General features: G+C 34.5%; 30 protein-coding genes. 22 read left to right on the top strand and 8 right to left on the bottom strand.

Going from position 1 to position 23,135, the window contains the following annotated elements; translation table 11 throughout:
• Positions 1 to 113: 113 nt before the first annotated feature.
• Positions 114 to 1,232 (top strand): BA2291 family sporulation histidine kinase, encoded by a 1,119-nt coding sequence (locus NST14_RS11540; protein WP_000451748.1) that lies wholly within the window; start codon positions 114 to 116, stop codon positions 1,230 to 1,232.
• A gap of 33 nt (positions 1,233 to 1,265) precedes the next feature.
• Here NST14_RS11540 and NST14_RS11545 read toward each other — a convergent pair whose 3' ends face one another.
• The gene (locus tag NST14_RS11545; protein WP_229142719.1) at positions 1,266 to 2,015 is read right to left on the bottom strand and encodes a DUF4397 domain-containing protein; all 750 of its coding nucleotides are present in this window, start codon (positions 2,013 to 2,015) and stop codon (positions 1,266 to 1,268) included.
• Between the two features lie 988 nt (positions 2,016 to 3,003).
• Between NST14_RS11545 and NST14_RS11550 the strand changes: the two genes are divergently transcribed.
• The 10 genes from NST14_RS11550 (at position 3,004) to NST14_RS11595 (ending at position 12,310) form a co-directional block, all read left to right on the top strand.
• A complete protein-coding gene (locus tag NST14_RS11550; protein ID WP_001205894.1) occupies positions 3,004 to 4,314 on the top strand; it encodes an aspartate aminotransferase family protein in 1,311 nt (436 codons plus the stop codon).
• Positions 4,311 to 5,009 (top strand): acetate CoA-transferase subunit alpha, encoded by a 699-nt coding sequence (gene atoD, locus NST14_RS11555; protein ID WP_000208119.1) that lies wholly within the window; start codon positions 4,311 to 4,313, stop codon positions 5,007 to 5,009. Before NST14_RS11550 ends, atoD begins: the two co-directional genes overlap by 4 nt.
• The gene (locus NST14_RS11560) at positions 4,994 to 5,656 is read left to right on the top strand and encodes a CoA transferase subunit B (RefSeq protein ID WP_061536152.1); all 663 of its coding nucleotides are present in this window, start codon (positions 4,994 to 4,996) and stop codon (positions 5,654 to 5,656) included. Before atoD ends, NST14_RS11560 begins: the two co-directional genes overlap by 16 nt.
• 15 nt (positions 5,657 to 5,671) lie before the next feature.
• Positions 5,672 to 6,940, top strand: a complete 1,269-nt coding sequence (locus NST14_RS11565; protein WP_061536151.1) for a peptidase — start codon at positions 5,672 to 5,674, stop codon at positions 6,938 to 6,940.
• Positions 6,937 to 7,782 (top strand): putative beta-lysine N-acetyltransferase, encoded by an 846-nt coding sequence (gene ablB, locus NST14_RS11570; protein ID WP_061536150.1) that lies wholly within the window; start codon positions 6,937 to 6,939, stop codon positions 7,780 to 7,782. Before NST14_RS11565 ends, ablB begins: the two co-directional genes overlap by 4 nt.
• A gap of 99 nt (positions 7,783 to 7,881) precedes the next feature.
• The gene (rocR, locus tag NST14_RS11575; protein WP_001997445.1) at positions 7,882 to 9,267 is read left to right on the top strand and encodes an arginine utilization transcriptional regulator RocR; all 1,386 of its coding nucleotides are present in this window, start codon (positions 7,882 to 7,884) and stop codon (positions 9,265 to 9,267) included.
• A 211-nt stretch (positions 9,268 to 9,478) separates the two neighbouring features.
• Positions 9,479 to 10,900: a lysine 2,3-aminomutase gene (gene ablA / locus NST14_RS11580; protein WP_000902136.1), complete on the top strand. Its 1,422-nt coding sequence runs from the start codon at positions 9,479 to 9,481 to the stop codon at positions 10,898 to 10,900.
• Positions 10,897 to 11,169 (top strand): YokU family protein, encoded by a 273-nt coding sequence (locus NST14_RS11585; RefSeq protein ID WP_000995764.1) that lies wholly within the window; start codon positions 10,897 to 10,899, stop codon positions 11,167 to 11,169. The genes ablA and NST14_RS11585 overlap by 4 nt, the downstream gene beginning before the upstream one ends.
• Positions 11,170 to 11,241: 72 nt before the next feature.
• Positions 11,242 to 11,457 (top strand): YozE family protein, encoded by a 216-nt coding sequence (locus NST14_RS11590; RefSeq protein WP_000750724.1) that lies wholly within the window; start codon positions 11,242 to 11,244, stop codon positions 11,455 to 11,457.
• A gap of 190 nt (positions 11,458 to 11,647) precedes the next feature.
• Positions 11,648 to 12,310: a hypothetical protein gene (locus tag NST14_RS11595; RefSeq protein ID WP_000101501.1), complete on the top strand. Its 663-nt coding sequence runs from the start codon at positions 11,648 to 11,650 to the stop codon at positions 12,308 to 12,310.
• 4 nt (positions 12,311 to 12,314) lie between these two features.
• Here NST14_RS11595 and NST14_RS11600 read toward each other — a convergent pair whose 3' ends face one another.
• Positions 12,315 to 12,482 carry a DUF3930 family protein gene (locus tag NST14_RS11600; RefSeq protein ID WP_000456537.1) on the bottom strand — a complete coding sequence of 56 codons (168 nt, stop codon included), beginning with the start codon at positions 12,480 to 12,482 and terminating at the stop codon, positions 12,315 to 12,317.
• Positions 12,483 to 12,631: 149 nt separating this feature from the next.
• Here NST14_RS11600 and NST14_RS11605 point away from each other — a divergent pair, with 149 nt between their 5' ends.
• The 5 genes from NST14_RS11605 (at position 12,632) to NST14_RS11625 (ending at position 15,375) form a co-directional block, all read left to right on the top strand.
• On the top strand, positions 12,632 to 12,811 hold the full coding sequence (locus NST14_RS11605; protein ID WP_000658451.1) for a YozD family protein: 180 nt from the start codon (positions 12,632 to 12,634) through the stop codon (positions 12,809 to 12,811).
• Between the two features lie 110 nt (positions 12,812 to 12,921).
• Positions 12,922 to 13,104, top strand: coding sequence for a hypothetical protein (locus NST14_RS11610; RefSeq protein WP_000473370.1), 183 nt, complete (start codon positions 12,922 to 12,924; stop codon positions 13,102 to 13,104).
• Positions 13,104 to 13,925, top strand: a complete 822-nt coding sequence (locus NST14_RS11615; RefSeq protein WP_061536149.1) for a serine/threonine protein kinase — start codon at positions 13,104 to 13,106, stop codon at positions 13,923 to 13,925. The genes NST14_RS11610 and NST14_RS11615 overlap by 1 nt, the downstream gene beginning before the upstream one ends.
• The gene (locus NST14_RS11620) at positions 13,907 to 14,665 is read left to right on the top strand and encodes a sporulation protein (RefSeq protein WP_061536148.1); all 759 of its coding nucleotides are present in this window, start codon (positions 13,907 to 13,909) and stop codon (positions 14,663 to 14,665) included. The genes NST14_RS11615 and NST14_RS11620 overlap by 19 nt, the downstream gene beginning before the upstream one ends.
• Before the next feature lie 74 nt (positions 14,666 to 14,739).
• Positions 14,740 to 15,375, top strand: coding sequence for a phosphatase PAP2 family protein (locus NST14_RS11625; protein ID WP_002163663.1), 636 nt, complete (start codon positions 14,740 to 14,742; stop codon positions 15,373 to 15,375).
• Here NST14_RS11625 and NST14_RS11630 read toward each other — a convergent pair.
• The 3 genes from NST14_RS11630 to NST14_RS11640 form a co-directional block, all read right to left on the bottom strand.
• Positions 15,365 to 16,246: a cation diffusion facilitator family transporter gene (locus NST14_RS11630; protein ID WP_000380376.1), complete on the bottom strand. Its 882-nt coding sequence runs from the start codon at positions 16,244 to 16,246 to the stop codon at positions 15,365 to 15,367. The genes NST14_RS11625 and NST14_RS11630 overlap by 11 nt on opposite strands.
• 289 nt (positions 16,247 to 16,535) lie before the next feature.
• The gene (locus NST14_RS11635) at positions 16,536 to 16,850 is read right to left on the bottom strand and encodes a thioredoxin family protein (protein WP_071742343.1); all 315 of its coding nucleotides are present in this window, start codon (positions 16,848 to 16,850) and stop codon (positions 16,536 to 16,538) included.
• An 84-nt stretch (positions 16,851 to 16,934) separates the two neighbouring features.
• Entirely contained in the window at positions 16,935 to 18,062 is a 1,128-nt protein-coding gene (locus NST14_RS11640; protein WP_073535969.1) for a tyrosine-type recombinase/integrase, read from the bottom strand.
• 308 nt (positions 18,063 to 18,370) lie between these two features.
• On the opposite strand from NST14_RS11640, the gene NST14_RS11645 reads away from it, so the two are divergent.
• Together NST14_RS11645 and NST14_RS11650 are read left to right on the top strand one after the other, a co-directional pair.
• Positions 18,371 to 19,255 carry an ATP-binding protein gene (locus NST14_RS11645; protein WP_341118738.1) on the top strand — a complete coding sequence of 295 codons (885 nt, stop codon included), beginning with the start codon at positions 18,371 to 18,373 and terminating at the stop codon, positions 19,253 to 19,255.
• Positions 19,249 to 19,554, top strand: coding sequence for an STAS-like domain-containing protein (locus tag NST14_RS11650; protein WP_073535967.1), 306 nt, complete (start codon positions 19,249 to 19,251; stop codon positions 19,552 to 19,554). The genes NST14_RS11645 and NST14_RS11650 overlap by 7 nt, the downstream gene beginning before the upstream one ends.
• A 44-nt stretch (positions 19,555 to 19,598) precedes the next feature.
• On the opposite strand, the gene NST14_RS11655 is transcribed toward NST14_RS11650, so the two are convergent.
• Positions 19,599 to 19,808 (bottom strand): hypothetical protein, encoded by a 210-nt coding sequence (locus NST14_RS11655; RefSeq protein ID WP_073535966.1) that lies wholly within the window; start codon positions 19,806 to 19,808, stop codon positions 19,599 to 19,601.
• A gap of 166 nt (positions 19,809 to 19,974) precedes the next feature.
• Between NST14_RS11655 and NST14_RS11660 the strand changes: the two genes are divergently transcribed.
• On the top strand, positions 19,975 to 20,109 hold the full coding sequence (locus NST14_RS11660; RefSeq protein WP_275664446.1) for a hypothetical protein: 135 nt from the start codon (positions 19,975 to 19,977) through the stop codon (positions 20,107 to 20,109).
• Positions 20,110 to 20,196: 87 nt separating this feature from the next.
• Here the strand turns inward: NST14_RS11660 and NST14_RS11665 are convergent, their stop codons facing one another.
• Positions 20,197 to 20,565, bottom strand: coding sequence for a helix-turn-helix domain-containing protein (locus NST14_RS11665; RefSeq protein ID WP_073535965.1), 369 nt, complete (start codon positions 20,563 to 20,565; stop codon positions 20,197 to 20,199).
• A 396-nt stretch (positions 20,566 to 20,961) separates the two neighbouring features.
• Here NST14_RS11665 and NST14_RS11670 point away from each other — a divergent pair, with 396 nt between their 5' ends.
• The 3 genes from NST14_RS11670 to NST14_RS11680 all read left to right on the top strand — a co-directional run bounded on the left by NST14_RS11670 (position 20,962) and on the right by NST14_RS11680 (position 22,579).
• Entirely contained in the window at positions 20,962 to 22,113 is a 1,152-nt protein-coding gene (locus tag NST14_RS11670; protein ID WP_080493068.1) for an AimR family lysis-lysogeny pheromone receptor, read from the top strand.
• 37 nt (positions 22,114 to 22,150) lie between these two features.
• Positions 22,151 to 22,297 carry a complement C1q protein gene (locus tag NST14_RS11675; protein WP_073535964.1) on the top strand — a complete coding sequence of 49 codons (147 nt, stop codon included), beginning with the start codon at positions 22,151 to 22,153 and terminating at the stop codon, positions 22,295 to 22,297.
• A 153-nt stretch (positions 22,298 to 22,450) separates the two neighbouring features.
• Entirely contained in the window at positions 22,451 to 22,579 is a 129-nt protein-coding gene (locus tag NST14_RS11680) for a hypothetical protein (RefSeq protein ID WP_275664445.1), read from the top strand.
• 33 nt (positions 22,580 to 22,612) lie between these two features.
• On the opposite strand, the gene NST14_RS11685 is transcribed toward NST14_RS11680, so the two are convergent.
• Complete coding sequence (locus NST14_RS11685; protein ID WP_073535963.1) at positions 22,613 to 22,966, bottom strand: helix-turn-helix domain-containing protein; 354 nt, start codon at positions 22,964 to 22,966, stop codon at positions 22,613 to 22,615.
• Positions 22,967 to 23,135 lie beyond the last annotated feature (169 nt).

The raw sequence follows: 23,135 nt of genomic DNA on the forward strand, positions 1-23,135 counted from the left end.
TAAAAATTTTATCAACACATATTAACAAAATGTGACAATAATCTATTAACGAATCATGTTTTTTGTGTTAATATTCAAAATATAAAGGGTGTTCGTCGCATGGAAATGGAGGAATGGAGGTTTTTCCAATCGATAAGGATATTAAAGAAGTATTTTGTTCGCACTTGAAAAACAACAGGCACCAATTCGTTGAGAACTGGAAAAACAAAATGATAATTTCCGATAAAGATCCATTTAGACTAGAAGCAGTTCAAAATGGAGAGGATTTATTAGAGTTTATTATTGAACTTACTATGGAAGAAAAAGATATAAATTATCTTCAGCCATTATGCGAGAAAATTGCTATTGAACGTGCAGGAGCAGATGCGAATATAGGTGATTTTGTTTATAATGCAAATGTAGGAAGAAATGAGCTTTTCGAAGCGATGTGTGAATTAGATGTTAGTGCACGTGAATTGAAACCAATTATGGCCCAAATACATACTTGTTTTGACAAATTAATTTATTACACTGTTTTAAAATACTCGGAAATTATATCAAGAAATTTAGAGGAAAAACAGCAATATATTAACGAAACACATAAAGAAAGGCTGACAATTTTAGGGCAAATGTCAGCTAGTTTTGTACATGAATTTCGTAATCCGCTTACTTCCATTATGGGGTTTGTCAAATTATTAAAGGCAGACCATCCTAGTTTATCGTATTTAGATATTATTTCTCATGAATTAGACCAATTAAATTTTCGCATTTCGCAATTTTTACTCGTATCGAAAAAAGAAATGTGGACTGAATCTGAACGGTTTTGGCTAAATGATTTGTTTCAAGACATTATACAGTTCTTATATCCAAGTTTGGTCAATGCAAATGTTTCTATTGAAAAGAATTTGCCATACCCAATTCCGCTTACTGGTTATCGGAGTGAAGTGAGACAAGTATTTTTAAATATATTAATGAACTCAATTGACGCTCTTGAATCAATGAAAGAAGAACGAAAAATTATCATTGATGTATTTGAAGAAGATCAATCGATTCGGATTGTAATAAAAAATAACGGGCCAATGATTCCAGCTGAAAATGTAGAAACGATTTTTGAACCATTTGTAACTACTAAAAAGTTAGGAACTGGTATTGGGTTATTTGTATGTAAACAAATTGTAGAAAAGCATAATGGGTCCATCATGTGTCGTTCAGATAATGATTGGACAGAATTTCAAATTGCATTTCAAAAATAAACAGTCTACACCAAATGAATGGTGTAGACTGTTTTAATTCGTAAGTATAACGGCTTCTAATTTAGGATCTTTCGTTGAATAACCTAAAATTGAAATTGTATAAATAATGTTCGGTTCGACTTTGAAATCCGGTATAGTTAGTAAGACACTTTGATGATCTGCGAGTGAAACTTCTATATCCGCTGTACCAGGGCTAACTTCTAAAAAATCTGTTATTTGTTTAAAGAGTACATTTTCAAATAAATGATCGCCAGCTTTTAAACTTACATTTACAACAGGGGTATCAGGAGAAAAGTGTGCAAAGCGTATTTTTGCCTGGCCTGCTGGTAAATGAGTATTATCAAGCATAGGTTGTAATTGTAGATGATTATCACTATTTATTGCGGCAAAAGTATAAGTGTGATTTCCCATTATTGGTACTAAAGCTGAAAAGATGGGCGTTTCATTTCCAATAGGAACGATATCTATTCGGTACTTACCTTGTACTAATGTTAAATAAGGACTAAATTGTTTAAATGAAATATTTTTAATTACCTTTTGCCCGTTTACTAAAATGTCAACGGCAGGTGTATTTGAAGCAGAGTGAAAAAATCTTATGTGCGATGGTAAAGCAGCTTCTTGTGAATTTCTTTTTTCGTATGCCTGTACAAGATTCGTAAGCGCATCATAATATTTCATATATAGTTCTACATATTTTTTGGGATTATGAAATTGATAGTAACGAGCGAGCTGTTCGTAACGTGCAGCTTCTTGTCCATATTTTTCGATTTCAGGTTGAGACATGAACATTCCTCCTTTGTCATCATTAAAACTATATGCTTAGCAAGAATGAGGTTATGCGAAAAAATTGTTTTTTAAAGGAGAAAGGTTGAAAATTAATAATAAGTATTTTTTAAGGATAAGATAAGTTTAGGTGAACGAGAGTTATAATTTTCTAGAGGATACAAAAATATATCATCCATATTGGCAGAGGAAGTGTGTATTTCGAAATGAAAAATTTGAGAGCATAACATGTCACATGTCGAAACCATGTCCTGAAACCCTTAGGAAACTAGGGATTTTTTTAATTATGGGCAAATACACATACAAAGTAATAATTGTCCTACATAAATTATAAAGGAAAGGTAGTTTGAAATTAAGGAAAGGAATGAAACCTTGGGATGGGGATATCCCGCAAGGAATTGTGAATGGAGTTATGGATGGTTTTGTGCTTTATACTGTAGGATGAATTGTGATTTTGTAATACTATTGTTTCTATTTATGTTAGCAAGTGACGGTATTAACTGATAAAAGAGCGTCGTGCCGAACTGATTAATGTGGTTAATCGGTTCTTTTTTTATTGTATAAAACGGATGGAGTTGTATGTGAAATATTGATTTCTTTAAAATAATTGCTATGCATTTAGTAGGATTAATTGTCGAGATTTGTTTAAAAATATGCAATATAAAGTAGGAGAACAGGAAGGAGTTTAAAGGGAGTTTCGTCGAAGTTTACACAATGTCGGCACTTGAGGGAAGCTGACATTATGTTAGAAAAACATTTAGTGAAGCGTTAATTTTATATAAGGGAGGGTTATTTGAGCGTATAGATAAGGGTTGGTCTTTAATTCAAGTTCTGAATTTTCTGTTTTTAAAATGATATTTAGCACTCATTTGTATATTTTATAATAGTTTTTTGATAAATTCACTGCTTTCGCAGAGGGTTCTTTTTTATGAAAGAAACGTCAATTTTCTTCATATATATATACAAATTGGAGAAATGGGGGAGCGCTATGCGCGATTACTTAATTAAACCACTTGTTGGTCAGCCATATCCAATGATTTCACATGGAAAAGGTGTCTATTTGTATGATCAAAACGGAAATAAATATTTTGATGGCTCGTCAGGAGCAATTACGGCAGGTATTGGGCATGGCGTAAAGGAGATTGCGGACGTTATCAAAAAGCAAGCAGAGGAGATTGCTTTCGTTTATAGATCACAGTTTACGAGTGAACCAGCTGAAAAATTAGCGAAGAAATTAAGCGATTTAAGTGTAGGAGATTTGAACTGGAGCTTTTTTGTGAATAGTGGTACGGAAGCAAATGAAACAGCTATGAAAATTGCAATTCAACATTTTCAAGAGCGAGGTATTCAAGGGAAACATAAAATTTTGTCACGATGGATGAGTTATCACGGTATTACGATGGGAGCCTTATCAATGTCTGGGCATCCACTGCGTAGACAACGTTTCGTGTCAATTTTAGAAGATTATCCAACTATTCCAGCTCCATATTGTTTTAGATGTCCGGTACAAAAGGTATATCCAACTTGTCAGCTTGCTTGTGCGACTGAACTAGAAAGATCAATTGAAAGGATTGGAGCAGAACATATTGCGGCTTTTATTGCTGAACCGATTATTGGAGCAGCTGGAGGTGCAGTCGTTCCGCCGAAAGAATATTATAAAGTTATTAAAGACATTTGTAGTCATTACGATATTTTATTTATTGCTGATGAAGTAATGACTGGGCTTGGGCGTACTGGTGCATGGTTTGCGATGGAGCATTGGGGTGTAGAACCGGATATTATGACCCTTGGTAAAGGTTTAGGAGCTGGATACACACCGATGGCAGCGACGGTTGTAAGTGACCGTGTTATGGAGCCAATTTTACGAGGATCGCGTTCTGTTATGAGTGGACATACGTTAAGTGCAAATCCATTATCTGCAGCAACAGCTCTAGCTGTTATTGAATATATGGAGAAACATAATCTACCTGAAAAAACAGCGGAAAAGGGAGAGTATTTAATAAAAGGATTACAGAAAGTTCAGCAACAATCGACAATCATTGCTGATGTGCGTGGAAAAGGATTGCTGATTGGAGTAGAATTGCAACCGTTTACAAAAGCATCGGAACTTATTTCGGTTGCAGCTAAAAATGGTCTTCTTTTATACCAAGCTGTTTCAGGGCAAGCAGGAAAAGAAGATAGCGCACTGCTTGTAGCACCGCCAATGACAACTACATATTCCGAGTTAGATGAATTACTTTCAATTTTTGCAAAAAGTGTTGAAGAAATGATGCAAAAAGGAGGGCATAGTATCGCATGACAACTATTACGAATACATTCAGTAAATTAAAAGAGATAGAGGAGGTAATTTCTTTATTCCACGATGATATGACATTAATGTTTGGAGGATTTGGGGGGATTGGCTCCCCTCCATCTTTAATACAGGCCATTTTAGAAAAAGGAGTTACAAATTTAAATTTAATTGGAAATGATACAGGATTTCCTGATGTAGGAATCGGTCGTCTCGTTACGAATGAAAGGGTAAAATCATTAATTACTTCTCATATTGGATCAAATCCAAATGCAGGAAGACAGCTAAACGAAGGAAGGTTACAAATTGAGTTTTCTCCTCAAGGAACATTAGCAGAGCGTATTCGCGCTGGTGGTGTAGGACTTGGTGGCGTATTAGTTGATGTAGGTGTTGATACGATTGTAGAAGAGGGAAAACGTACTGTTGAAATGAATGGTAAAACATATTTAGTTGAAACAGCATTAACTGCTGAGGTTGCGATTGTATATGCGAAAAAGGCAGATCCGTTCGGCAACCTTGTGTTTGATAAGAGCGCTCGTAACATGAACCCTCACGTTGCTATGGCCGGGGATATAACGATTGTAGAAGCAGAAGAAATCGTTCCACTGGGAAGTTTAGATCCAGAAGAAATTGTTGTCCCAGGAGTATTTGTAAATTATATCGTACCGTCGGAAGGAGTGAATTGGAAATGGGTATGGGCGTAGAAGTGAGAGATAAGATTGCTAGACGTGCAGCGAAAGAAATACAAAATGGTATGATTGTAAATTTAGGAATTGGTATACCATCGCTTGTACCGAATCATTTGCCTGACGATATAAACGTTATGTTTCATGCAGAAAATGGAATTGTAGGTATGGGACCTACACCAAGCAAAGGAAATGAAGACGAAAATTTATGTAACGCAGCAGGTTTGCCAACTTCTCTTATTACAGGAGCAAGTTATTTTGATAGTTGCACAGCGTTTGGGATGATTCGAAAAGGTTTACTAGATATAACGATTCTTGGTTCATTACAAGTAAGCGAGAATGGTGATTTAGCAAATTGGATTGTTCCAGGAAAACGTGTTCCAGGTATTGGAGGAGCAATGGATTTAGCTCAAAAAGCGAAGCGGGTCGTTGTTGTGATGAATCATGTCGATAAATACGGAAATGCAAAAATTGTTTCGGAGTGTACATTACCATTAACTTCAAAACAATGCGTAGATTTAATTATTACGGATATGGCAGTAATGGAAGTAACGCAGGATGGACTTATTTTACAAGAATTGATGAGCCCATACACAGTGGAAGATATAAAACAACATACAGAAGCGGATTTTAAAATTGGCTCTAACTTACTAGTAATTGAATGAGGGGAGATATAATATATGGAGCAATTAAAAAAACAAGTTTGTGATTATATTGAGAGTCATGAAGAAGAAAGCGTAAAATTTTTAAAACGATTAATTCAAGAAAAGAGCGTATCTGGTGATGAAAGTGGTGCGCAGGCAATTGTGATTGAAAAATTACGTGAGCTAGGTTTAGATCTTGATATATGGGAGCCACCATTTTCTAAAATGAAAGATCATCCTTATTTTGTATCACCGCGTACAAGTTTTTCAGATAGCCCGAACATTGTGGCAACCCTTAAAGGAAGCGGCGACGGGAAATCTATGATATTAAATGGGCATATTGATGTCGTACCAGAAGGAGATGTGAATCAGTGGGACTATCATCCTTATAGTGGTGAGAAAATAGGAAATCGTATATATGGTCGTGGAACGACAGATATGAAGGGCGGCAATGTCGCATTAATGCTTGCGATGGAAGCAATTATTGAATCTCGTATTGAATTAAAAGGAGATATTTATTTTCAAAGTGTAATAGAAGAAGAAAGTGGCGGAGCAGGAACATTAGCAACTATATTACGAGGATATAAAGCAGATGGTGTTATTATTCCGGAGCCAACAAATATGAAGTTTTTCCCGAAACAACAAGGATCCATGTGGTTTCGTCTGCATGTGAAAGGGAAAGCAGCACACGGTGGGACGCGTTATGAAGGAGTAAGTGCAATTGAAAAAAGTATGTTTGTTATAGATCATTTGAGAAAGTTGGAAGAGAAGAGAAATGACCGAATTACAGATCCATTATTTAAAGGAATCCCGATCCCAATTCCAATTAATATTGGGAAAATTGAAGGCGGTAGCTGGCCAAGTTCTGTTCCTGATTCGTTAATTTTAGAAGGAAGATGCGGTATTGCGCCGAATGAGACTATAGAGGCAGCAAAAGAAGAGTTCGAGAATTGGATCGCTAAATTAAATGATGTGGACAATTGGTTTGTTGAAAATCCTGTAGAAGTGGAATGGTTTGGAGCAAGATGGGTTCCAGGTGAACTAGAAGAAAATCATGAGTTAATTACAACGCTTGAACATAACTTTGTTGAAATCGAAGGGAACAAACCGATTATTGAAGCATCACCGTGGGGGACTGATGGAGGTTTATTTACACAAATCGCAGGTGTACCAACGATAGTATTTGGCCCAGGAGAAACGAAAGTAGCGCATTATCCAAACGAATATATAGAAGTTGATAAAATGATAGCTGCCGCAAAAATTATTGCATGTACATTACTAGATTGGTGTGAGGTGAAAAAATGAAATACTATGAATCTTTTAGAGAACAGACGAATGGCTATACAGTAGAAGGCGTTTTGGACTATTTTAATAAACGTATTCGAGTAGACCACTACACAGGAAATATTGAGAGAATCATCCAAACAATTGACGAATTAACAGAGAAACATTCTTTCACTAAATGTATTGTTAAAGGAAAGGGAGAGCATGTTTCAACATGGCTCTCTTTCGGTTTTTTATTAGAAGCAACAATACCACATTATTTTCAAGGTCACGATGCATACTTCTTCGTGAAATTTAATAATGATGAAAGACGAAATAGTATTCATTGGGCTGAGGAAGATACCATTTTAAGCGGTGTAAAAGCAAAAGAAGTAAAGGAAAAAATAGTTCCGGAAAAATTCCTATTAAGAAAAGCGACAGAAGAGGACGCAGAAGAATTAGCAGCTGTCTTTGGAGAAGTATTTGAAGTGTATCCAACTCCTTTAAACGAAGCGAGATATGTAAAACAAACGATGAAAGAAGACGATACAATTTACTATGTGTATGAATTCGAGGGGAAAATAATTAGTACAGCGTCTGCAGAAATGAATATAAAAGAAGGAAATGCAGAATTAACAAATTGTGCGACCTTACCCGAATATCGTAAACATGGGTTTATGAAAAGTTTATTAATTAAGTTAGAAGAAGAACTTCAAGAAAAATCGATTTTCTGTTCTTATACAATTGCTCGATCGCTTTCTTTCGGAATGAACGCAGCCTTTCATCAGTTAGGCTATACGTATACAGGAAGATTGGCGAACAATTGCTACATTTTTGATAAGCTAGAAGATATGAATATATGGGTAAAAGATTTGTCTAAATAGTACGTTATAAAAATAGAACGGAATCGTCATGCTTATAATCGCACATAGGTATGCCGGAAATTCGGCATAGTATTTGCTGGATTTTCGGCAAGAGGGGGGATGACATTGCTAGCAGTTTCGACACAAGAAGTCATTGAGGCGATTTTGGGCAGTATTGATGAGGCTATACACGCAGTAGATGAAAATGGTATTACAATTTTCTATAATACTGTAGCTGCAAAACACGATGGATCAAAAATTGAAAAAGTGTTAGGTAAACATTTGTTAGAAGCGTTTCCTTCTTTATCTAGGGAAACAAGTACGTTGATGAAAGTATTAGATACAAAAAAGCCAATCGTTCATCAAGTGCAGCATTATCAAAACTTAAATGGGGAAGACATTTGTACAGTAAATACGACGTTACCTATTTTCATAGATGGAAATATTGCTGGAGCTGTTGAAATTGCAAAAGATTATTCCACAGTACAAAAACTTACCGATACAATAGTCGATTTGCAGTCGAAAATAAAGCGGTCATCTAGAAAAAAAGCGGTCAAAAAGGATGTTGCATTTGAGACGATCGTGACGAATGATGCTCGGTTTAAACAGACGAAAGAATTAGCACAAAAAGTAGCCCCAACTGATGCGAATGTTTTAATATATGGGGAAACAGGAACAGGGAAAGAATTATTTGTACAAGCGATTCATGAAGCCTCTAAGCGGAAGAACAAGCCGTTTATTGCACAAAACTGTGCAGCTTTGCCAGAGTCTCTATTAGAAAGTTTATTGTTTGGAACGACGAAAGGTAGTTATACGGGGGCAATTGAACGAGCGGGATTATTTGAACTTGTAGATGGAGGGACATTGTTTTTAGATGAACTGAATTCAATGCCACTCGATTTACAAGCGAAAATGCTACGTGTATTAGAAGATGGTGTTATTCGTCGTATTGGTGATAATAAGACGAGAAAAGTAGATGTTCGCGTTATTACCGCAATGAATCAGCCACCAGAAATATGTTTAAAAGAGAATAAAATTCGCACTGATTTATACTATCGATTAAATGTCTTTTCATTATATATTCCGCCGCTCCGTGAAAGAACGGAGGATGTATTATTGTTAGCGTCTTATTTTTTGAAAGAATATAATAAAAGTTATAAAAAAGGTGTACTTCAAATGGATAAGGAAGCGAAAGAAAGACTACAAGCTTACCAATGGCCTGGAAATGTTCGAGAGTTAAAACATACGATTGAACATGCTGTCATTATTGCAGAAGGGAATACATTAACAGCCAATTGTTTACCGCGTACATTTCGGAAAGAGAGTTTTCCAAAGAAGAAGGGCATATTGCCTCTTAGAGAAGCACTTCATCAAACGGAAAAAAAATTAATAGATCAAGCGTTAATTGAAACAGAAGGGAATATATTACAGGCTGCAAAAATGTTAGGTATCCCTCGTCAGACGCTTCAATATAAACTGAGTAAGTACGACAAAACCGCCGAATAATTGGCGGTTTTTGTGTGTTTGCACCAATAAAAGAGCGTTTACATATATAAAAAGTAATGAATATGATAGTATGTATGGATTTCATACAGTGCTTAAAAATATTTTTTTCGCTTATATAATAGGGTTATCCGTACGTTTACTTATCAATAAAGTAAAGTTGGCATAACTATTGCTTATATAAAGGATGAGCGTATAAAAAGGGGGAATAGCAATGTTACATGATGTATACAAACCAAATCGTCACTGGAAGGATATCGAATTATGGAAAGATGTTACTGAAGAGCAATGGAATGATTGGGTTTGGCAATTAACGAATACGATCAAAACGTTAGATGACTTAAAGAAAGTGATTAACTTAACACCTGATGAAGAAGAGGGCGTTAAAATTTCAACGAAAACGATCCCGTTAAATATTACACCGTACTATGCTTGGTTAATGAATCCTGATGACCCACGCTGTCCGATTCGGATGCAATCTGTACCGATCTCGGAAGAGTTATATAAAACAAAATATGATTTAGAAGATCCGCTTCATGAAGATGAAGATTCACCAGTTCCAGGGTTAACACATCGTTATCCTGACCGCGTACTATTCTTAGTAACGAATCAATGTTCTATGTATTGTCGTTACTGTACACGCCGTCGTTTTAGTGGACAAATTGGAATGGGTGTGCCGAAGAAACAATTAGATGATGCAATTGCTTACATTCGTGAAACACCACAAGTACGAGATGTATTAATCTCTGGTGGTGATGGTCTTCTTATTAACGATAAAATTTTAGAATATGTATTAAAAAATTTACGAGAGATTCCGCATGTTGAGATTATTCGTATCGGAACGAGAGCGCCGGTAGTATTCCCGCAGCGTATTACAGAAAACTTATGTAACATTATTAAAAAATATCATCCAGTATGGTTAAATACACATTTCAATACATCTATTGAAATTACTGAAGAATCGAAAAAAGCATGTGAAATGTTAGCGAATGCTGGTGTTCCAGTCGGAAACCAAGCAGTAATTTTAGCTGGTATTAATGACAGTGTTCCAATTATGAAAAAACTAATGCATGACTTAGTAAAAATCCGTGTACGTCCATATTATATTTATCAATGTGACTTATCGGAAGGTATTGGTCATTTCCGTGCACCAGTTTCTAAAGGTCTTGAAATTATTGAAGGTTTACGCGGACATACGTCTGGTTATGCAGTACCAACATTCGTTGTTGATGCACCAGGAGGAGGCGGTAAAATTGCGCTTCAACCAAACTATTTAATCTCGCAAAGTGCAGATAAAGTTGTACTTCGTAACTTTGAAGGTGTTATTACAACGTATCCAGAGCCAGAAAGCTACATTCCAGGAAGAGCAGAAGGGTACTTTAAAGAAATTTATCCAAACTACGAAGAAAAACGTTCAGATGTTGGTATCGCAGGCCTTATGAGTGATAAGAAATTTAATCTTGTTCCAGACGATTTACAGCGTATGAACCGTCGTAAAGACTATGAGGATAATGAAACGCATGCAACATTAAAAGATAAACGTGATAAGCGCGACCAATTGAAAGATAAAAAATATCAAGCACAAATGGCTAAATTAGAAGAAAACGACAAAAAAACTGAGGGTGATGCAGTATGAATTGTATGTGGTGTGACAGTACAGAAGCAAAAGAAAGCTTAAATACTGTATATTGGGAATTACCAGATGGTACGAAAGCCATTGAAATCCAAGAGACACCATGCATTTCTTGTTCCTCATGTGGTATGGACTATCAATCAGATCAAACAGTGAAAGAAATAGAAGATCAATTGTTTCTAATTTATACGAAAGACTTACCAAAACAACTAACATATGAAGAATTAATGGGAAGACCACGTCTATTAAAAAGAAATTATTTCGACTTTTAACCAGCTTTTATGCTGGTTTTTTTCTTTTTTGCCTTGTATAATGTACCCAAGCTAGAAAGGTAGGGAATATTTTTGAAAAAGACATTTTACCACTATATGATGAAGCATCGTGCAGCTTTATTTAGTAATGAAATATCGAATTTAGCAGAGGCAATGTATGATGATTTAAGTTTTCCGAAGCAATCTGAAGATTACGATGAAATTAGTTCATACTTAGAGCTAAGTGGAATGCTAGAAAGTATGTCTATATTTGATGAAGCGTGGGATTTATACATACAAGATAGATAAAAACTATATGAACTTTTTTCGACATGAAGCTAGTCTATTTGCTAGCTTTTTTTACGTTGTAAATAAATTTTCATATGATGATATTTTTTATTGAAAAAATTTATGAATATACGCTTCTGTGATAAGCGTTTTTAAGTAGGTTGCATATACTGTTATCAAAATCACGACGTCAAAAAAAGGAGAGATATAGATGGCAAGGAAAAAGCAACCTAAATATAACGTAGGGGACATAGTCGTGATTACGCTATATGGAACCGTTGGTAAAATCACAAATATGAAGGTTTTAGATGGAGTTTACGTATACGAAGTCAATAATCACGATGGATTTTACGTAGAGCAAACATTGCAGCACGTTACAGAGCAAGATATGAAAAAAGGTGAAACTGAGTGGATTGAATTAAACTATAATTTCACATTTGGTGATCTCGTGCAAGTAACAGGATATGATAAAGATGTTTTCCGTATTGTTGGTTTTCGTACAGAAGTATGGAGATATAAAAATGATGCATGGGAAGATACAATATATGAACTGTCACGAATTACGGATGGTGAATGGTTAGAAGCGGATGAGTCAGATTTAACGTTACTTGCCAATGCTCAAACGGCAAATGCAATTTTGAAGAAAATGAAACAAGATAAAGCAGGTATGAATAAATTAGATTTAGGAAAATTAAAGTCAATTAACAACTCGAAAAAAGTGAGTGTTAAGACAAATCGTCAAGAAATCATTGATGGATTACTTGATATTTATAACGATTATCAATTGTTATTTGATACATTTAAAGATGAAGAATACAAAATTGTTATGGATGTTGTTCATAATTATTTAGTTAAATTGACAGAGAAAAAATAGTTAACTAGAAAGAGAGAATGAATTGAACAACAACATATGCAGTATAAGGTATGCCTACAATTATTAAAAAAATAAAAAGCCATTTAATAAGAGAGTCTGCCCATTGATCTTCATGCATGAACTCTTCTTTTGTTTGTCCTACTTCTTGCTTTACCTCGTATTGATATTCCATAATTATATCCCCCTTTTTGATAGCTTGTACTACCATCGTATGCACCTTGTCCAAAGGATATGACCTATAAAAAAGAAAAACTATTTTTCTAATCTCATATACATATTTTTGAGATTTTTTCATAAAACAGAAATAAAGGAGTGATGCTCATGAAGGAAATTGAAGTCGTAATTGATACGGAAGAGATTGCGGAGTTTTTTTATGAGCAACTAATTGAAAGAGGATACGTCCCAAAACGAGAAGAAATTGAAGATCTCGCAGATATTACATTTGAGTATTTATTAGAGAAATGTATGATTGATGAAGTGTTTGATGAAGAGGATGAGTGAAAGTAACGACGGGCTTAACTCGTCGTTTTTTACTCTTTACAAACTTGTCACAAATGTAGCCAGCAATACTTGGTATAATTAAAAGAAAATTTTACTCAAGAGGTGAAGGGATGTTCAAAAAAATTATTGATTCTTTATTAGGAAAGAAAAAATATCGTTCGTATTCTAGTAGTGATTATCGCCATAGAGGTCGCTCTTATTCAAGTAGCGATTATAAACGACGTTCATCTGGTTATGGGCATCATCATTATAAAAGAAAACGTAAAAGCCGTAGCTTCTTTTCAAGTAGTTGATGAAATGGCGTCGTATACTAGCTTTATTTGATAGACCACTGCGAAAAAATACAATTGTTGTAGAACGTTATAAAATTGAATCAGTAATTGGAATGGGTAGTTATGGGGTTACATATGTCGTTAATGATTTACAAATAAATAGATATAAAGTCTTAAAACAATTAAGACAAAGTAAACAAAGATATGAGTCTGGTAGAAAATCATTTGAACAAGAGAAAATGATTTTACAAACATTAAATCATCATGCAATTCCTAGTTTATATGATCATTTCGTATGGGAGAAAAAAAGCTTTTTTGTGATGGAATATATGCCTGGTAAAAATTTTGAAGATTATATTTTCTTAGATGGACATGTATATACAGAACGTGAAGTTTTAAAAATTTTATATGAAATATTAGAAATTGTATCAGTGTTTCATAGTAAAGGTATTATTCACCGAGATTTACGCATTCCAAACATATTAATGAAAGAAAACCAAATTAGTATTATTGATTTTGGGTTGGCGAAATTGAAAGGTGAGGGTGATGAACGAGCTACAACGTATGAAGGTGAACAAGCTTTGATGCGAGAAGTTCACTTTCGTAGCGATTTTTATGCGCTTGGTCATTTCTCATTATTTTTATTATATGCAGGCTATGAATCTAATGAGAAATATGAAAAACCATGGTATGACGAATTAACTTTGGAAAATTACAACCGTGAAATGTTGATGCGTATGTTACAAATAAAAACGCCGTACTATGAGAATGTACAAGATTTAAAAAAAGATGTAGCTTTTGCTTTAGAAAGGATGGAGGATCCATGTTTCAAAAGTTTTTAGCAAGCGTTGGTATCGGTAATGCAAAAGTAGATACAGTTCTTGAAAAAGATGAGTATATTGTTGGTGAAGAGATATACGGAAAGGTTCACATAACTGGAGGTTCCGTCAGCCAACAAATTGAAAGCATTTACTTAACGCTATCAACATCGTATATTCGAGAAGTGGATGATAAAAAAATAACAACAACATATGATTTAGAGCGAGTTCGTTTAACAGAACCTTTTTCTGTTGAGCCGAATGAAAAAAGAGAAATTCCATTTTCATTTAAAATGCCAGTTGAAACACCGCTTACTCTTGGAATGAAAACAGTTTGGGTTCACACAGGCCTTGATATTAAACGTAGTATAGATCCGAGTGATCGTGATTACATTCAAGTGTTGCCAAATGCACTATTAAATAGTGTGTTAGAAAGTGTGAATCAATTAGGTTTTAAAGCGCGTCATATAGAATGTGAAGAATTACCGTATCGATTACGTAAGCAAGTTCCATTTGCACAAGAATTTGAGTTTGTTCCTGTTTCTGGACAGTATTATGGGAAATTAGATGAACTAGAATTATTAATTTTACCAAGTGCTTACGATCGCCTAGAGATTATTATGGAAGTAGACAGAAAATCTCGTGGATTAGCAGGTTTATTTGCAGAAGCACTTGATCTTGATGAGAAAGTGATGCGCTTTACAGTAACGAATGAAGATATTCCAATGATGAAAGAAACAATTAACAATTATATTTTTAAATAAACTATGCATAAAAAAGGAATGGAGAGGAAAACTAAAACAACCGCTCCATTTTTTTGCATAGTGAGGTTATGTATGTGAAACGATATCGACATTTATACTTGTTAAGTTCAACGCTACTCATTTGTTTTGTCGTATTATCACTTTCGTATCATACCGCTTGTATTGAGAAATTTGACAATATAGTCGCGCATTTTATTCGAAGTTTTCGAAACGATTATTTGACAGCCTACTTTACTTGGGTGTCGTTTATCGGTTCCAAAAGAATATATTTTCCGTTACTCATTATTCTTGTAATGTATTTTCTCGTTAGAAAAAAGTTGCTTAGCGCATTACTTCTAACAATTAATTATTATGGATCTCGTTATTTAAACAGTATGCTTAAACTATGGTACGAGCGAGCAAGACCTGATGTGTCGCAGCTTGTTACTGCAACTGGATATAGTTTTCCGAGCGGTCATACGATGAATGCTACTGCTTTTTTAGGATTTATTGCATACGTCACGATTACAGAAGAACGTATTACGTTGCATAAAAAATTGTTGATTATTTTTATAGCGAGCTTTGTTGTATTATCTATTTCAGTTAGCCGAATATATCTTGGCGTTCACTATCCATCTGACATATTAGCAGGATGGGCAGCTGGCGGTAGCTGGCTCGTTTTATGTGTTATATTTCATAAAACGTTCATTAAAAAAGAACCTATGTCATAATAGGTTCTTTTTCCATTGGCTCAACATGAATGTGCGCATGATAAATGCCAAACTTTTTCCGAAGCATAGCCTCGATGTTGTCAGTAATACAATGACTTTCTCCAACATCCATACGAGCATCTACCTCAATTGTAATATCAACGTACGTTTGATTCCCGTACATACGAGCGCGAATATCAACGATGTTTTCCACGCCACCAATATGTTCAATCGCATCAGCATACTCTTCCATCTTATCTGGATCGATTCCATCCGTTAACATATGAGAAGCTTCTACGAAAATTTCCCATGCAGTTTTACAAATAATAAGACCGACAATTAAAGCGGCAATAGGATCTAAAATAGGCATTTGGAACTGTGAACCGACAATGCCTACTACTGTACCGATACTTACGAGGGCATCTGATAAATTATCCTTTGCAGCTGCTTCTAATGATTTACTTCTTGTTCGTGCTGCAATCTTTTTCGTATACAAATACACACAGTACATAACGACAGCAGAAAATAAAGCTACCCATGCAGCAAGTACATTAGGTGCTGCTTGTTTCGGATTTAAAAAAGATTGAATGGCACTAATAACAACTTCTAATCCGACCGTTGCCATAATAAAAGAAGCAACAAGTGATGCAATTTGTTCTGCACGCGAATGCCCATATGGATGATCTGGATCACGAGGTTTCCGAGAGATTTTTAGACCAATTAATATCGCTAAAGAAGCACCGATATCGGTTAAGTTATTTAAACCGTCAGCACGTAATGCGCTAGAGAGGGTAATATAACTGATGATGATTTTCATAGAGGATAAAAATATGTAGGCCAAAATGCTGACAATAGCACCTTTATCAGCTTCTTTATGAGAAAGAGTATCCATTTTAATCACTCACCTTTCTACAAGGAATTTCTTTCTATAAATAGAGTATCAAACGAAAGTCGTGTGGGTCTATACAAACATTGTTGACGTTTTATAGCTTTTTAAGAAGTGGATAACAAAGTTTCGTGAAGGAAAAATATGTTGTAAAGTGCAAAGTTAGGGTATGCAAGCGATTTAGATCTATGTATAACCCTGGAAGGAGAAGGGAGTACAAATATGTACACTTCTGACAGCTGATTTGGAAAAAATAAAAAACCCTCTAGAAAATATTTTTCAGAGGGTTTTTATCTTAGTATGCTTCTAAAAACTCAGTAACTTGCTCTTCAGTTTTTGCGTTAGCACTATGTAAGTGGCCTAGCTTCTCACCATTTTGATATACAAGTAAACTTGGAATACCCATTACTTGATACTCTTCAGCGATATTTGGGAACTCATCTTTATTAATAGAATACCATTCAAACTTATTGAACTCTTCCATTACATCTCCGATAAAGTTGTCCATACGCACGCAATCTGGGCACCATGTAGTAAAGAACTTAACAACTACTGGCTCCTCGCTTGCGATGATGTCTTTGAATTCCTTGTCAGACTTGATTTCTCTCATGTTTTGTTGCTCCTTTTTCACTTATAATATTTGGAATAATTTAGGTGTTGTTTTTGTTTGGAAACGAAAACTTCTAACGAAATTCTAACGAGAATTTTTTTTCCCGAATAATTCGTTTGCAAACTGATCCACCGCAGTCTCTTGAAGCCCTGGTACAACATGCGAGTAGGTGTCCAGTGTGATACCTACTTTTTTATGTCCTAATCGTTCACTTACGATCTTCGGATGTATACCTTGTTTCAACATTAATGTTGCATGGGTATGCCTTAAATCATGGAACCGAATATCAGGAACTCCACTTTTCTTTATAAGCTTTTTCCAGAGCTGTGTCAAACTTCTGAAATTACATGGGTTACCGTTATATGTCGGACAAACCAAATCATAGTCGTTATAGCCTTCACCATATCGCTCTTTTTCTTCATTTATTTTCAGAAGATGCTCTTGGAGAGCCAGTAAAGTGATTTCAGGCAGAACAATTAATCTTTTTCCTGAAGATGTTTTAGGTTCATGGAATTCTTTAGTGATATGAGAGAGGGAACGGTTAACTGATAGAGTTCTTCTCTCAAAATCAATATCCTTCCATTGAAGCCCTAAGATTTCACCTTTACGCATTCCACACGTAATTGCAAGAAGGTAAGCGATATAATAACGACTTTCTTTTGCATTCTCTAAAAAAAGAAGAACTTCTTCTTCAGTCCATGTATTAACCGTTCTTGCATCAGCACCAGCAGTAGGTGGGCTAATGACATCAGCTACATTCTTTTTTACAATTTCATGGCGTACAGCGTAAGCTAGTGCAGTTCGCACGATTTGATGAATGCTACGAACTGTGACAGGTTTCATTCCTTCTGACAAAGAACTATAAAACCTCTCGAGGTCGATCCCTTTTAACTTTTGCATTGGAATATTACCGAGTTTTGGTATAATATGATTGTTAATATGTTTTCGGTAATTATAGTACGTGGTTTCTCTAAGGTTTATCTTTCTGGCAGCAAGATATTGAATAAAGAATTCACGTACTGTCATTTTAGTGGGCTCAATATATGAGCCTTCTTGCATTTCTACGAGTATTTTAGAAAGATCAGCTTGTGCATCTTTCTTTCTATCATAACCGGAAATCCATTTCTGTTTTCGCCTTCCTGTAATAGGATTTACACCGTTATCAACCACAATGTACCATTTCTTTCCCTTTTTAGTGACATGCCCTCTCAATTTATACACTCCTTCATCTTATATTGATTCATGTTGTATAAGTCTAGTTGTAATTTTGCTGCTATGGAAATTACATAGTTGGACATATCAGCGATGGATACATTTTACCATATATGAACAAATTCAGTTATAGGATATGATTGTAACTTTTTGTAAGAGGGATAAATAATTTGTTCGTTATACAATATACTGTCGCTACCCCCTTCCAATATTCGACAAAAGCGATATAATAGAAATAGACATAAAGTACATAAGTTTAATGTACAGGATATAAAAGATGGGGTGAGTTTTTAAGCATGGAAGTCCTTATGCCAAAAAGATTTTTGGGCGAATCAATGTATGATTTGTTAGAAAAAGTTATCGATCATGATTTAAAACCGAAGGATAGTGAAATTACATTCAATTTCCGAACACTAGGATTTATTGAACCGACAGGAGTAACCGTGTTAGGGAATTTGTTTGAATGGTTAACAAAAAATGGAGTTACATGTAAGTTGACATTACCCAGAAAAATAGACGATCGAGATGCTCTTAAGTATCTAGATGACTCACTATTTTTTGAACAATATCTTGGAGAAAAACTACGAGAAGAATCGTGTTTACGTCGAACAACAATGCCGTTAAATTTAGTTAAATATGCGGACAGTTATCAATTCTTACGAATGAGATTCTCGCAATGGTTAGCGAATAGATTAGAGGTAACCATTGAATCGGTCGATGATATAAGGGTGTCTATGGAAGAGATTTTTAACAACATCAAAGATCACGCACAGGAAGAGTCTGGTTGTATTTTCGCGCAACACTACCCGAATAAGGATAATGAAAATACTGTACATATTGCTATTTCAGATTTCGGAGTAGGTATTCCACATAACATTAAACAAAAACGACCTTCTTTGAATGATGGTGAAGCTTTGGCGTTAGCGATACAAGAAGGTTTTTCAACAAGAAGCACTCCTAGAAATAGAGGAGTTGGATTAGCCACTTTAGTTGCAAACGTTGTAAGAGATAATGGCGGAGAAATGTATATTCGCTCTAATCATGGTATACTTACTTGTAAAGCAGGAAAAAATGATGTTGAGGTAGAACATAGTATAACATCGTCATATTATCCAGGTACTTTAATACAAATTAAATTAAAGGCCGATAATATAGAAAATATTATATTAGATGAGGAGGATTTCGAATGGTAAATATTAATGTATTAGATCATGTAGCACGCTGCTATTCGAATGACGACGGTAAAATAATTCAAGACTTAATTAGAAAAGCGTTTGCTCAAAATGAGAAAGCGGTAGTATCGTTTAAGGGAGTAACAGCATTAAATTCATCTTTTGTTAACACTGCATTCATTGAACTGTTAAATGATAATGATTTTGATTTCATTAGAAAACATTTAGGTTTTTCTAATTCGACACCCCAAATTAATGCGATGATAAAAAATCGATTTAACTTTGAGGTGAATGAAAGAAAAAAGTTAACGACAGTTTAAAGAGGTTAAAATAAAAAGAGCCATCAAGGCTCTTTTTTTTGTTCTCATGTAAACAGAATTGTAATTGTTTTAATGGCAACTACCAAAGTACACACCGTCGCAATCACACTAGCAAACGTTTTTGGGGTATGGATTTTTAACAGCATGTAGTAAACTAAGCTACCGGTAATTATCATGGCAAGGACCATAATAGCTGCCTGCATAGCGAGTAGATTAACTGGTGCCTGTATAGAACTAAAGTCAATTTGATTCATTTAATTTACTCCTTATAACTAATTATATGTATATTAATATATTTAATTCAAAAATAAAAGTATGAAATCCTACAAAATTCCAAAATAGTGAAATAGTGAATTTACAGATGCAGAACATGTGAGCTAAAATAATTGTAGATTCAAATCTGGAAGGAGGGAAGAAGCCATGAGAAATACATATACAAAAGATCCGGGTGGATGGAATTACACTCAAAAGAATAGTGAAGCCGGACCAGGTGGTGGTGCTGGATATGCTGATCCGGGAACTCTTGGTCATACTCAAGATCCAGGAGGAATGTAGTTTAAAACTTTCTCAATATTTTTTTAAAAACAAAGAGAACGAACGTTCTGTTTTGTGGTAAAATAAAGAAAAGTAAAAGACCTCACGTTATGTGAAGTCTTTTACATCGTTTTTGAGGAAACGGGCATAACGCATCAAATTTTTCGTAATTTCATTTTGTTGTTCTACTGTTAAATTCGTTAAGATATCTGATAAAGAAGTATATAAATATCCGATCTGATCCGTCGGTGCATAAGTACGTCTTTCATCAGTTAAACCTAACAAGAAGTCAGTAGATACATCAAAGAAATTTGCATATTGCACAAGAGTGTCAAAGTCAGGTGCTGATATAGCATTTTCATGTGAATTTACTCGACTGCGAGATAGGGTCATTTTATCTGCTAATTGTTGCTGTGTTAAACCACGTTCCTCACGTAGTAATTTTATATTTGTAGCAAAATAAGATAATGTATCCATACAAAAAATTATAGGTAAATTCTTCATTATCCACTATAATTGATTGTAATAAACTCAAAAATTAAATAAAATGTTATAAATATTATCAATGGGTTGAGAAAATATTTCTCAACCTTGTTGTACAATCGTTGCACTAAAAATTCCAAATCTTGTGATAAACTGATTTTAAGAAATCAAACGGAACGAAAAAGACCCATAGCGTGTGTAACTGTGCTGGGAACACGTTTACACCGTTTAACCCTAATAGAAGTAGGGAAAACATTTGCCATGAGCCTTTCGGTTACGAGTCTACGTAACGTATACGGCTAGTATAACACAGCTTTTGGATGTGATTCATCATTAAGGTGCGTTTTCATGATAGGGAAGTGTGTCTTGTTCCAACAAGGGGGACAAAACATGTGGAAAGCTCTAGGTCAAATTGAAAAAGAATTATGTGTAGCTGGTATCAGAAAAAACAAACTGGCAGATCATTGGGGTGTTAAGCCAAGTACTGTTACAAAAGTATTTAAAGGTAACACAGATATTAGTTTTGGTTTTCTTTCTAAAACAATCATCCTATTAAACAAAGGAATACAGGTACAAGGGAATATGTTAAAGAATTATATCGATGTCACAAATCCGAAATCAGAGAATTTACGCGAAGCGATGGAGGACTTAGCTTTAAGAGGCAAGTTCGATCTATTGATAGGAGTAATAAATAGTGAATTACAGTCTAAGGTGTCTGAAAATAAAGAATTCGCTAGAGTTTACCTAATTATTTATCAACGATATATCGGTGAACTGAATGCCAAACAGTATCATAAAGCGTTGCATGTAGAAAGTAAATCCGTAAAAACAACGGAGATGGAAGTGTTAACTGAAATTTTATTATGTCAAGCGCAATATCAAACAGGAAATTATACAGCTTTAAATGAGCGTCTGAAATCATTGGAAACTAAAATTGATGAAATTAGTAATAAGTATCTTCGTGAGTGCTTCAAATTACGTTATAGAGAAGCGATTGCAGTTACTTCATTGCAAGGCGGAGAAGTAGATGAAGCAAGGAGCGTTTGTATTAAATTAATAGATGATCTTGAGTGGGATAACTTTTTTTCTTTTCCAAAAGTAAATGCATACTTAAAATTAGGTGAATCATACGTTTTCTCAGCAGGTGAATATGAGAACTCAAAATATTACCTAGAGAAAACTTTACAATTGATTGGTGATAGAAAGGTTAAAGGTATAGAGAAAAAGAAAAAAATGGTGCAACATACATTATCATTTTTAAAGATTCATCATGACAAAGGAATTTGTGATTCAGATGTTGTTCACCAAGGCGAAATGGCATATTTAATGATTAGACAAGGTAACACAACAGGAGCAAGAGAATTGTTAAATCAAATAAAAAGTGCCACTGGTGAATTAACGGACATACAGACCGCATATTTGGCTTTAACATATCAAGGAACTAAAAGAGAAGAGTTACTGAAACAATCTCTCCTAATGTGTCAAAAATCAGGAAATATATTTTATTCGAATTTACCGAAAATTTACTTGGGTTTAATTTGAATATTTGGTATAATTAACAATGGAAAGAGGTGATAAGATGAAAAAGTTAATTACAATTATTCCTGCACTATTATTAGCAGCTACACTAGTTGTTAACACTGATTCTGCGAAAGAAAAGCCTAGTACAAATGACTCAAAACCAGTAGTTCAGAAAATGATGGTTGATCCTGGTGGCGGTTGGTAAGATACGCAATTAAGGTTTACATATATATTTAAAATGACATCGTCTATTTAGGCGATGTCATTTGTAGTTTTAGGGGAAATTTCCTTTTTAGGTGTACGAACAAAAAAGAAATTTATGTAAAAAAATAACAAAATGATAAGGGGATAAGAGAAGATGAAAAATGCAGAAGGGGAAGTTAATCTGATTAAACAAGCTTTATTACTTCTACAAGAAGAAGATAACCCAAAAGAGACATTATTATCTATTTGTTTAAGTGAACCTAAAAGAGAAAAAGCAATGTAAAAAGACTATCTACTCTTGGATAGTCTTTTGTCGTTAAATATTCCCTTTTGCTTTTTCGTAGTTTACAAACATTTCTAGTTGTTCTAATGCCTTTTTTCGTTTTTCTTCAGGTAGTTCATTTATGATTTGAAGAATTTCTTGAGCTTCTGCTGTAAGTTGTAAATCTTGGTCTGCTGTTAAATTTGGCGAATCAGATAATCCTAACAGGTAATCGGTAGTAACTTTAAAAAAATTTGCTATCTTTTGCAATGTACGTATTCCTGGTTTCTTTTTTCCCTCAACGTAGTTATAAACAGAAACATAACTAACACCAATCGCATCAGCTAATTGTTGTTGGGAAATCCCTTTTTTATCAAGTAGTGATTTTAACCTCTCATGATTAAACATATTCCAAGCTCCCCAAAATTTATTTTATATTGTTTTATAATATGCTCATTTTATTTTATATTACCTTACTGACATTATATATTAACTCTCAGTTAAGTTGGAAGAGGAAATTTTTTTTGAAAAAAATTTCAAAAAAGACTTGAACTTAACTTATGGTTAAGTTATTATG

Source organism: Bacillus sp. FSL W8-0519, assembly GCF_038005585.1.
Lineage (GTDB): Bacteria > Bacillota > Bacilli > Bacillales > Bacillaceae_G > Bacillus_A > Bacillus_A paranthracis.

What these genes read in the sequence shown, in the direction of transcription:
- NST14_RS11540 (WP_000451748.1), top strand. Translation starts at nt 114, where the DNA reads ATGGAGGTTTTTCCAATCGATAAGGATATTAAAGAAGTATTTTGTTCG.
- NST14_RS11545 (WP_229142719.1), bottom strand. Translation starts at nt 2,015, where the DNA reads ATGTCTCAACCTGAAATCGAAAAATATGGACAAGAAGCTGCACGTTAC.
- NST14_RS11550 (WP_001205894.1), top strand. Translation starts at nt 3,004, where the DNA reads ATGCGCGATTACTTAATTAAACCACTTGTTGGTCAGCCATATCCAATG.
- atoD (WP_000208119.1), top strand. Translation starts at nt 4,311, where the DNA reads ATGACAACTATTACGAATACATTCAGTAAATTAAAAGAGATAGAGGAG.
- NST14_RS11560 (WP_061536152.1), top strand. Translation starts at nt 4,994, where the DNA reads ATGGGTATGGGCGTAGAAGTGAGAGATAAGATTGCTAGACGTGCAGCG.
- NST14_RS11565 (WP_061536151.1), top strand. Translation starts at nt 5,672, where the DNA reads ATGGAGCAATTAAAAAAACAAGTTTGTGATTATATTGAGAGTCATGAA.
- ablB (WP_061536150.1), top strand. Translation starts at nt 6,937, where the DNA reads ATGAAATACTATGAATCTTTTAGAGAACAGACGAATGGCTATACAGTA.
- rocR (WP_001997445.1), top strand. Translation starts at nt 7,882, where the DNA reads ATGACATTGCTAGCAGTTTCGACACAAGAAGTCATTGAGGCGATTTTG.
- ablA (WP_000902136.1), top strand. Translation starts at nt 9,479, where the DNA reads ATGTTACATGATGTATACAAACCAAATCGTCACTGGAAGGATATCGAA.
- NST14_RS11585 (WP_000995764.1), top strand. Translation starts at nt 10,897, where the DNA reads ATGAATTGTATGTGGTGTGACAGTACAGAAGCAAAAGAAAGCTTAAAT.
- NST14_RS11595 (WP_000101501.1), top strand. Translation starts at nt 11,648, where the DNA reads ATGGCAAGGAAAAAGCAACCTAAATATAACGTAGGGGACATAGTCGTG.
- NST14_RS11600 (WP_000456537.1), bottom strand. Translation starts at nt 12,482, where the DNA reads ATGGAATATCAATACGAGGTAAAGCAAGAAGTAGGACAAACAAAAGAA.
- NST14_RS11605 (WP_000658451.1), top strand. Translation starts at nt 12,632, where the DNA reads ATGAAGGAAATTGAAGTCGTAATTGATACGGAAGAGATTGCGGAGTTT.
- NST14_RS11610 (WP_000473370.1), top strand. Translation starts at nt 12,922, where the DNA reads ATGTTCAAAAAAATTATTGATTCTTTATTAGGAAAGAAAAAATATCGT.
- NST14_RS11615 (WP_061536149.1), top strand. Translation starts at nt 13,104, where the DNA reads ATGAAATGGCGTCGTATACTAGCTTTATTTGATAGACCACTGCGAAAA.
- NST14_RS11620 (WP_061536148.1), top strand. Translation starts at nt 13,907, where the DNA reads ATGTTTCAAAAGTTTTTAGCAAGCGTTGGTATCGGTAATGCAAAAGTA.
- NST14_RS11630 (WP_000380376.1), bottom strand. Translation starts at nt 16,246, where the DNA reads ATGGATACTCTTTCTCATAAAGAAGCTGATAAAGGTGCTATTGTCAGC.
- NST14_RS11635 (WP_071742343.1), bottom strand. Translation starts at nt 16,850, where the DNA reads ATGAGAGAAATCAAGTCTGACAAGGAATTCAAAGACATCATCGCAAGC.
- NST14_RS11645 (WP_341118738.1), top strand. Translation starts at nt 18,371, where the DNA reads ATGCCAAAAAGATTTTTGGGCGAATCAATGTATGATTTGTTAGAAAAA.
- NST14_RS11650 (WP_073535967.1), top strand. Translation starts at nt 19,249, where the DNA reads ATGGTAAATATTAATGTATTAGATCATGTAGCACGCTGCTATTCGAAT.
- NST14_RS11655 (WP_073535966.1), bottom strand. Translation starts at nt 19,808, where the DNA reads ATGAATCAAATTGACTTTAGTTCTATACAGGCACCAGTTAATCTACTC.
- NST14_RS11660 (WP_275664446.1), top strand. Translation starts at nt 19,975, where the DNA reads ATGAGAAATACATATACAAAAGATCCGGGTGGATGGAATTACACTCAA.
- NST14_RS11665 (WP_073535965.1), bottom strand. Translation starts at nt 20,565, where the DNA reads ATGGATACATTATCTTATTTTGCTACAAATATAAAATTACTACGTGAG.
- NST14_RS11670 (WP_080493068.1), top strand. Translation starts at nt 20,962, where the DNA reads ATGTGGAAAGCTCTAGGTCAAATTGAAAAAGAATTATGTGTAGCTGGT.
- NST14_RS11675 (WP_073535964.1), top strand. Translation starts at nt 22,151, where the DNA reads ATGAAAAAGTTAATTACAATTATTCCTGCACTATTATTAGCAGCTACA.
- NST14_RS11680 (WP_275664445.1), top strand. Translation starts at nt 22,451, where the DNA reads ATGAAAAATGCAGAAGGGGAAGTTAATCTGATTAAACAAGCTTTATTA.
- NST14_RS11685 (WP_073535963.1), bottom strand. Translation starts at nt 22,966, where the DNA reads ATGTTTAATCATGAGAGGTTAAAATCACTACTTGATAAAAAAGGGATT.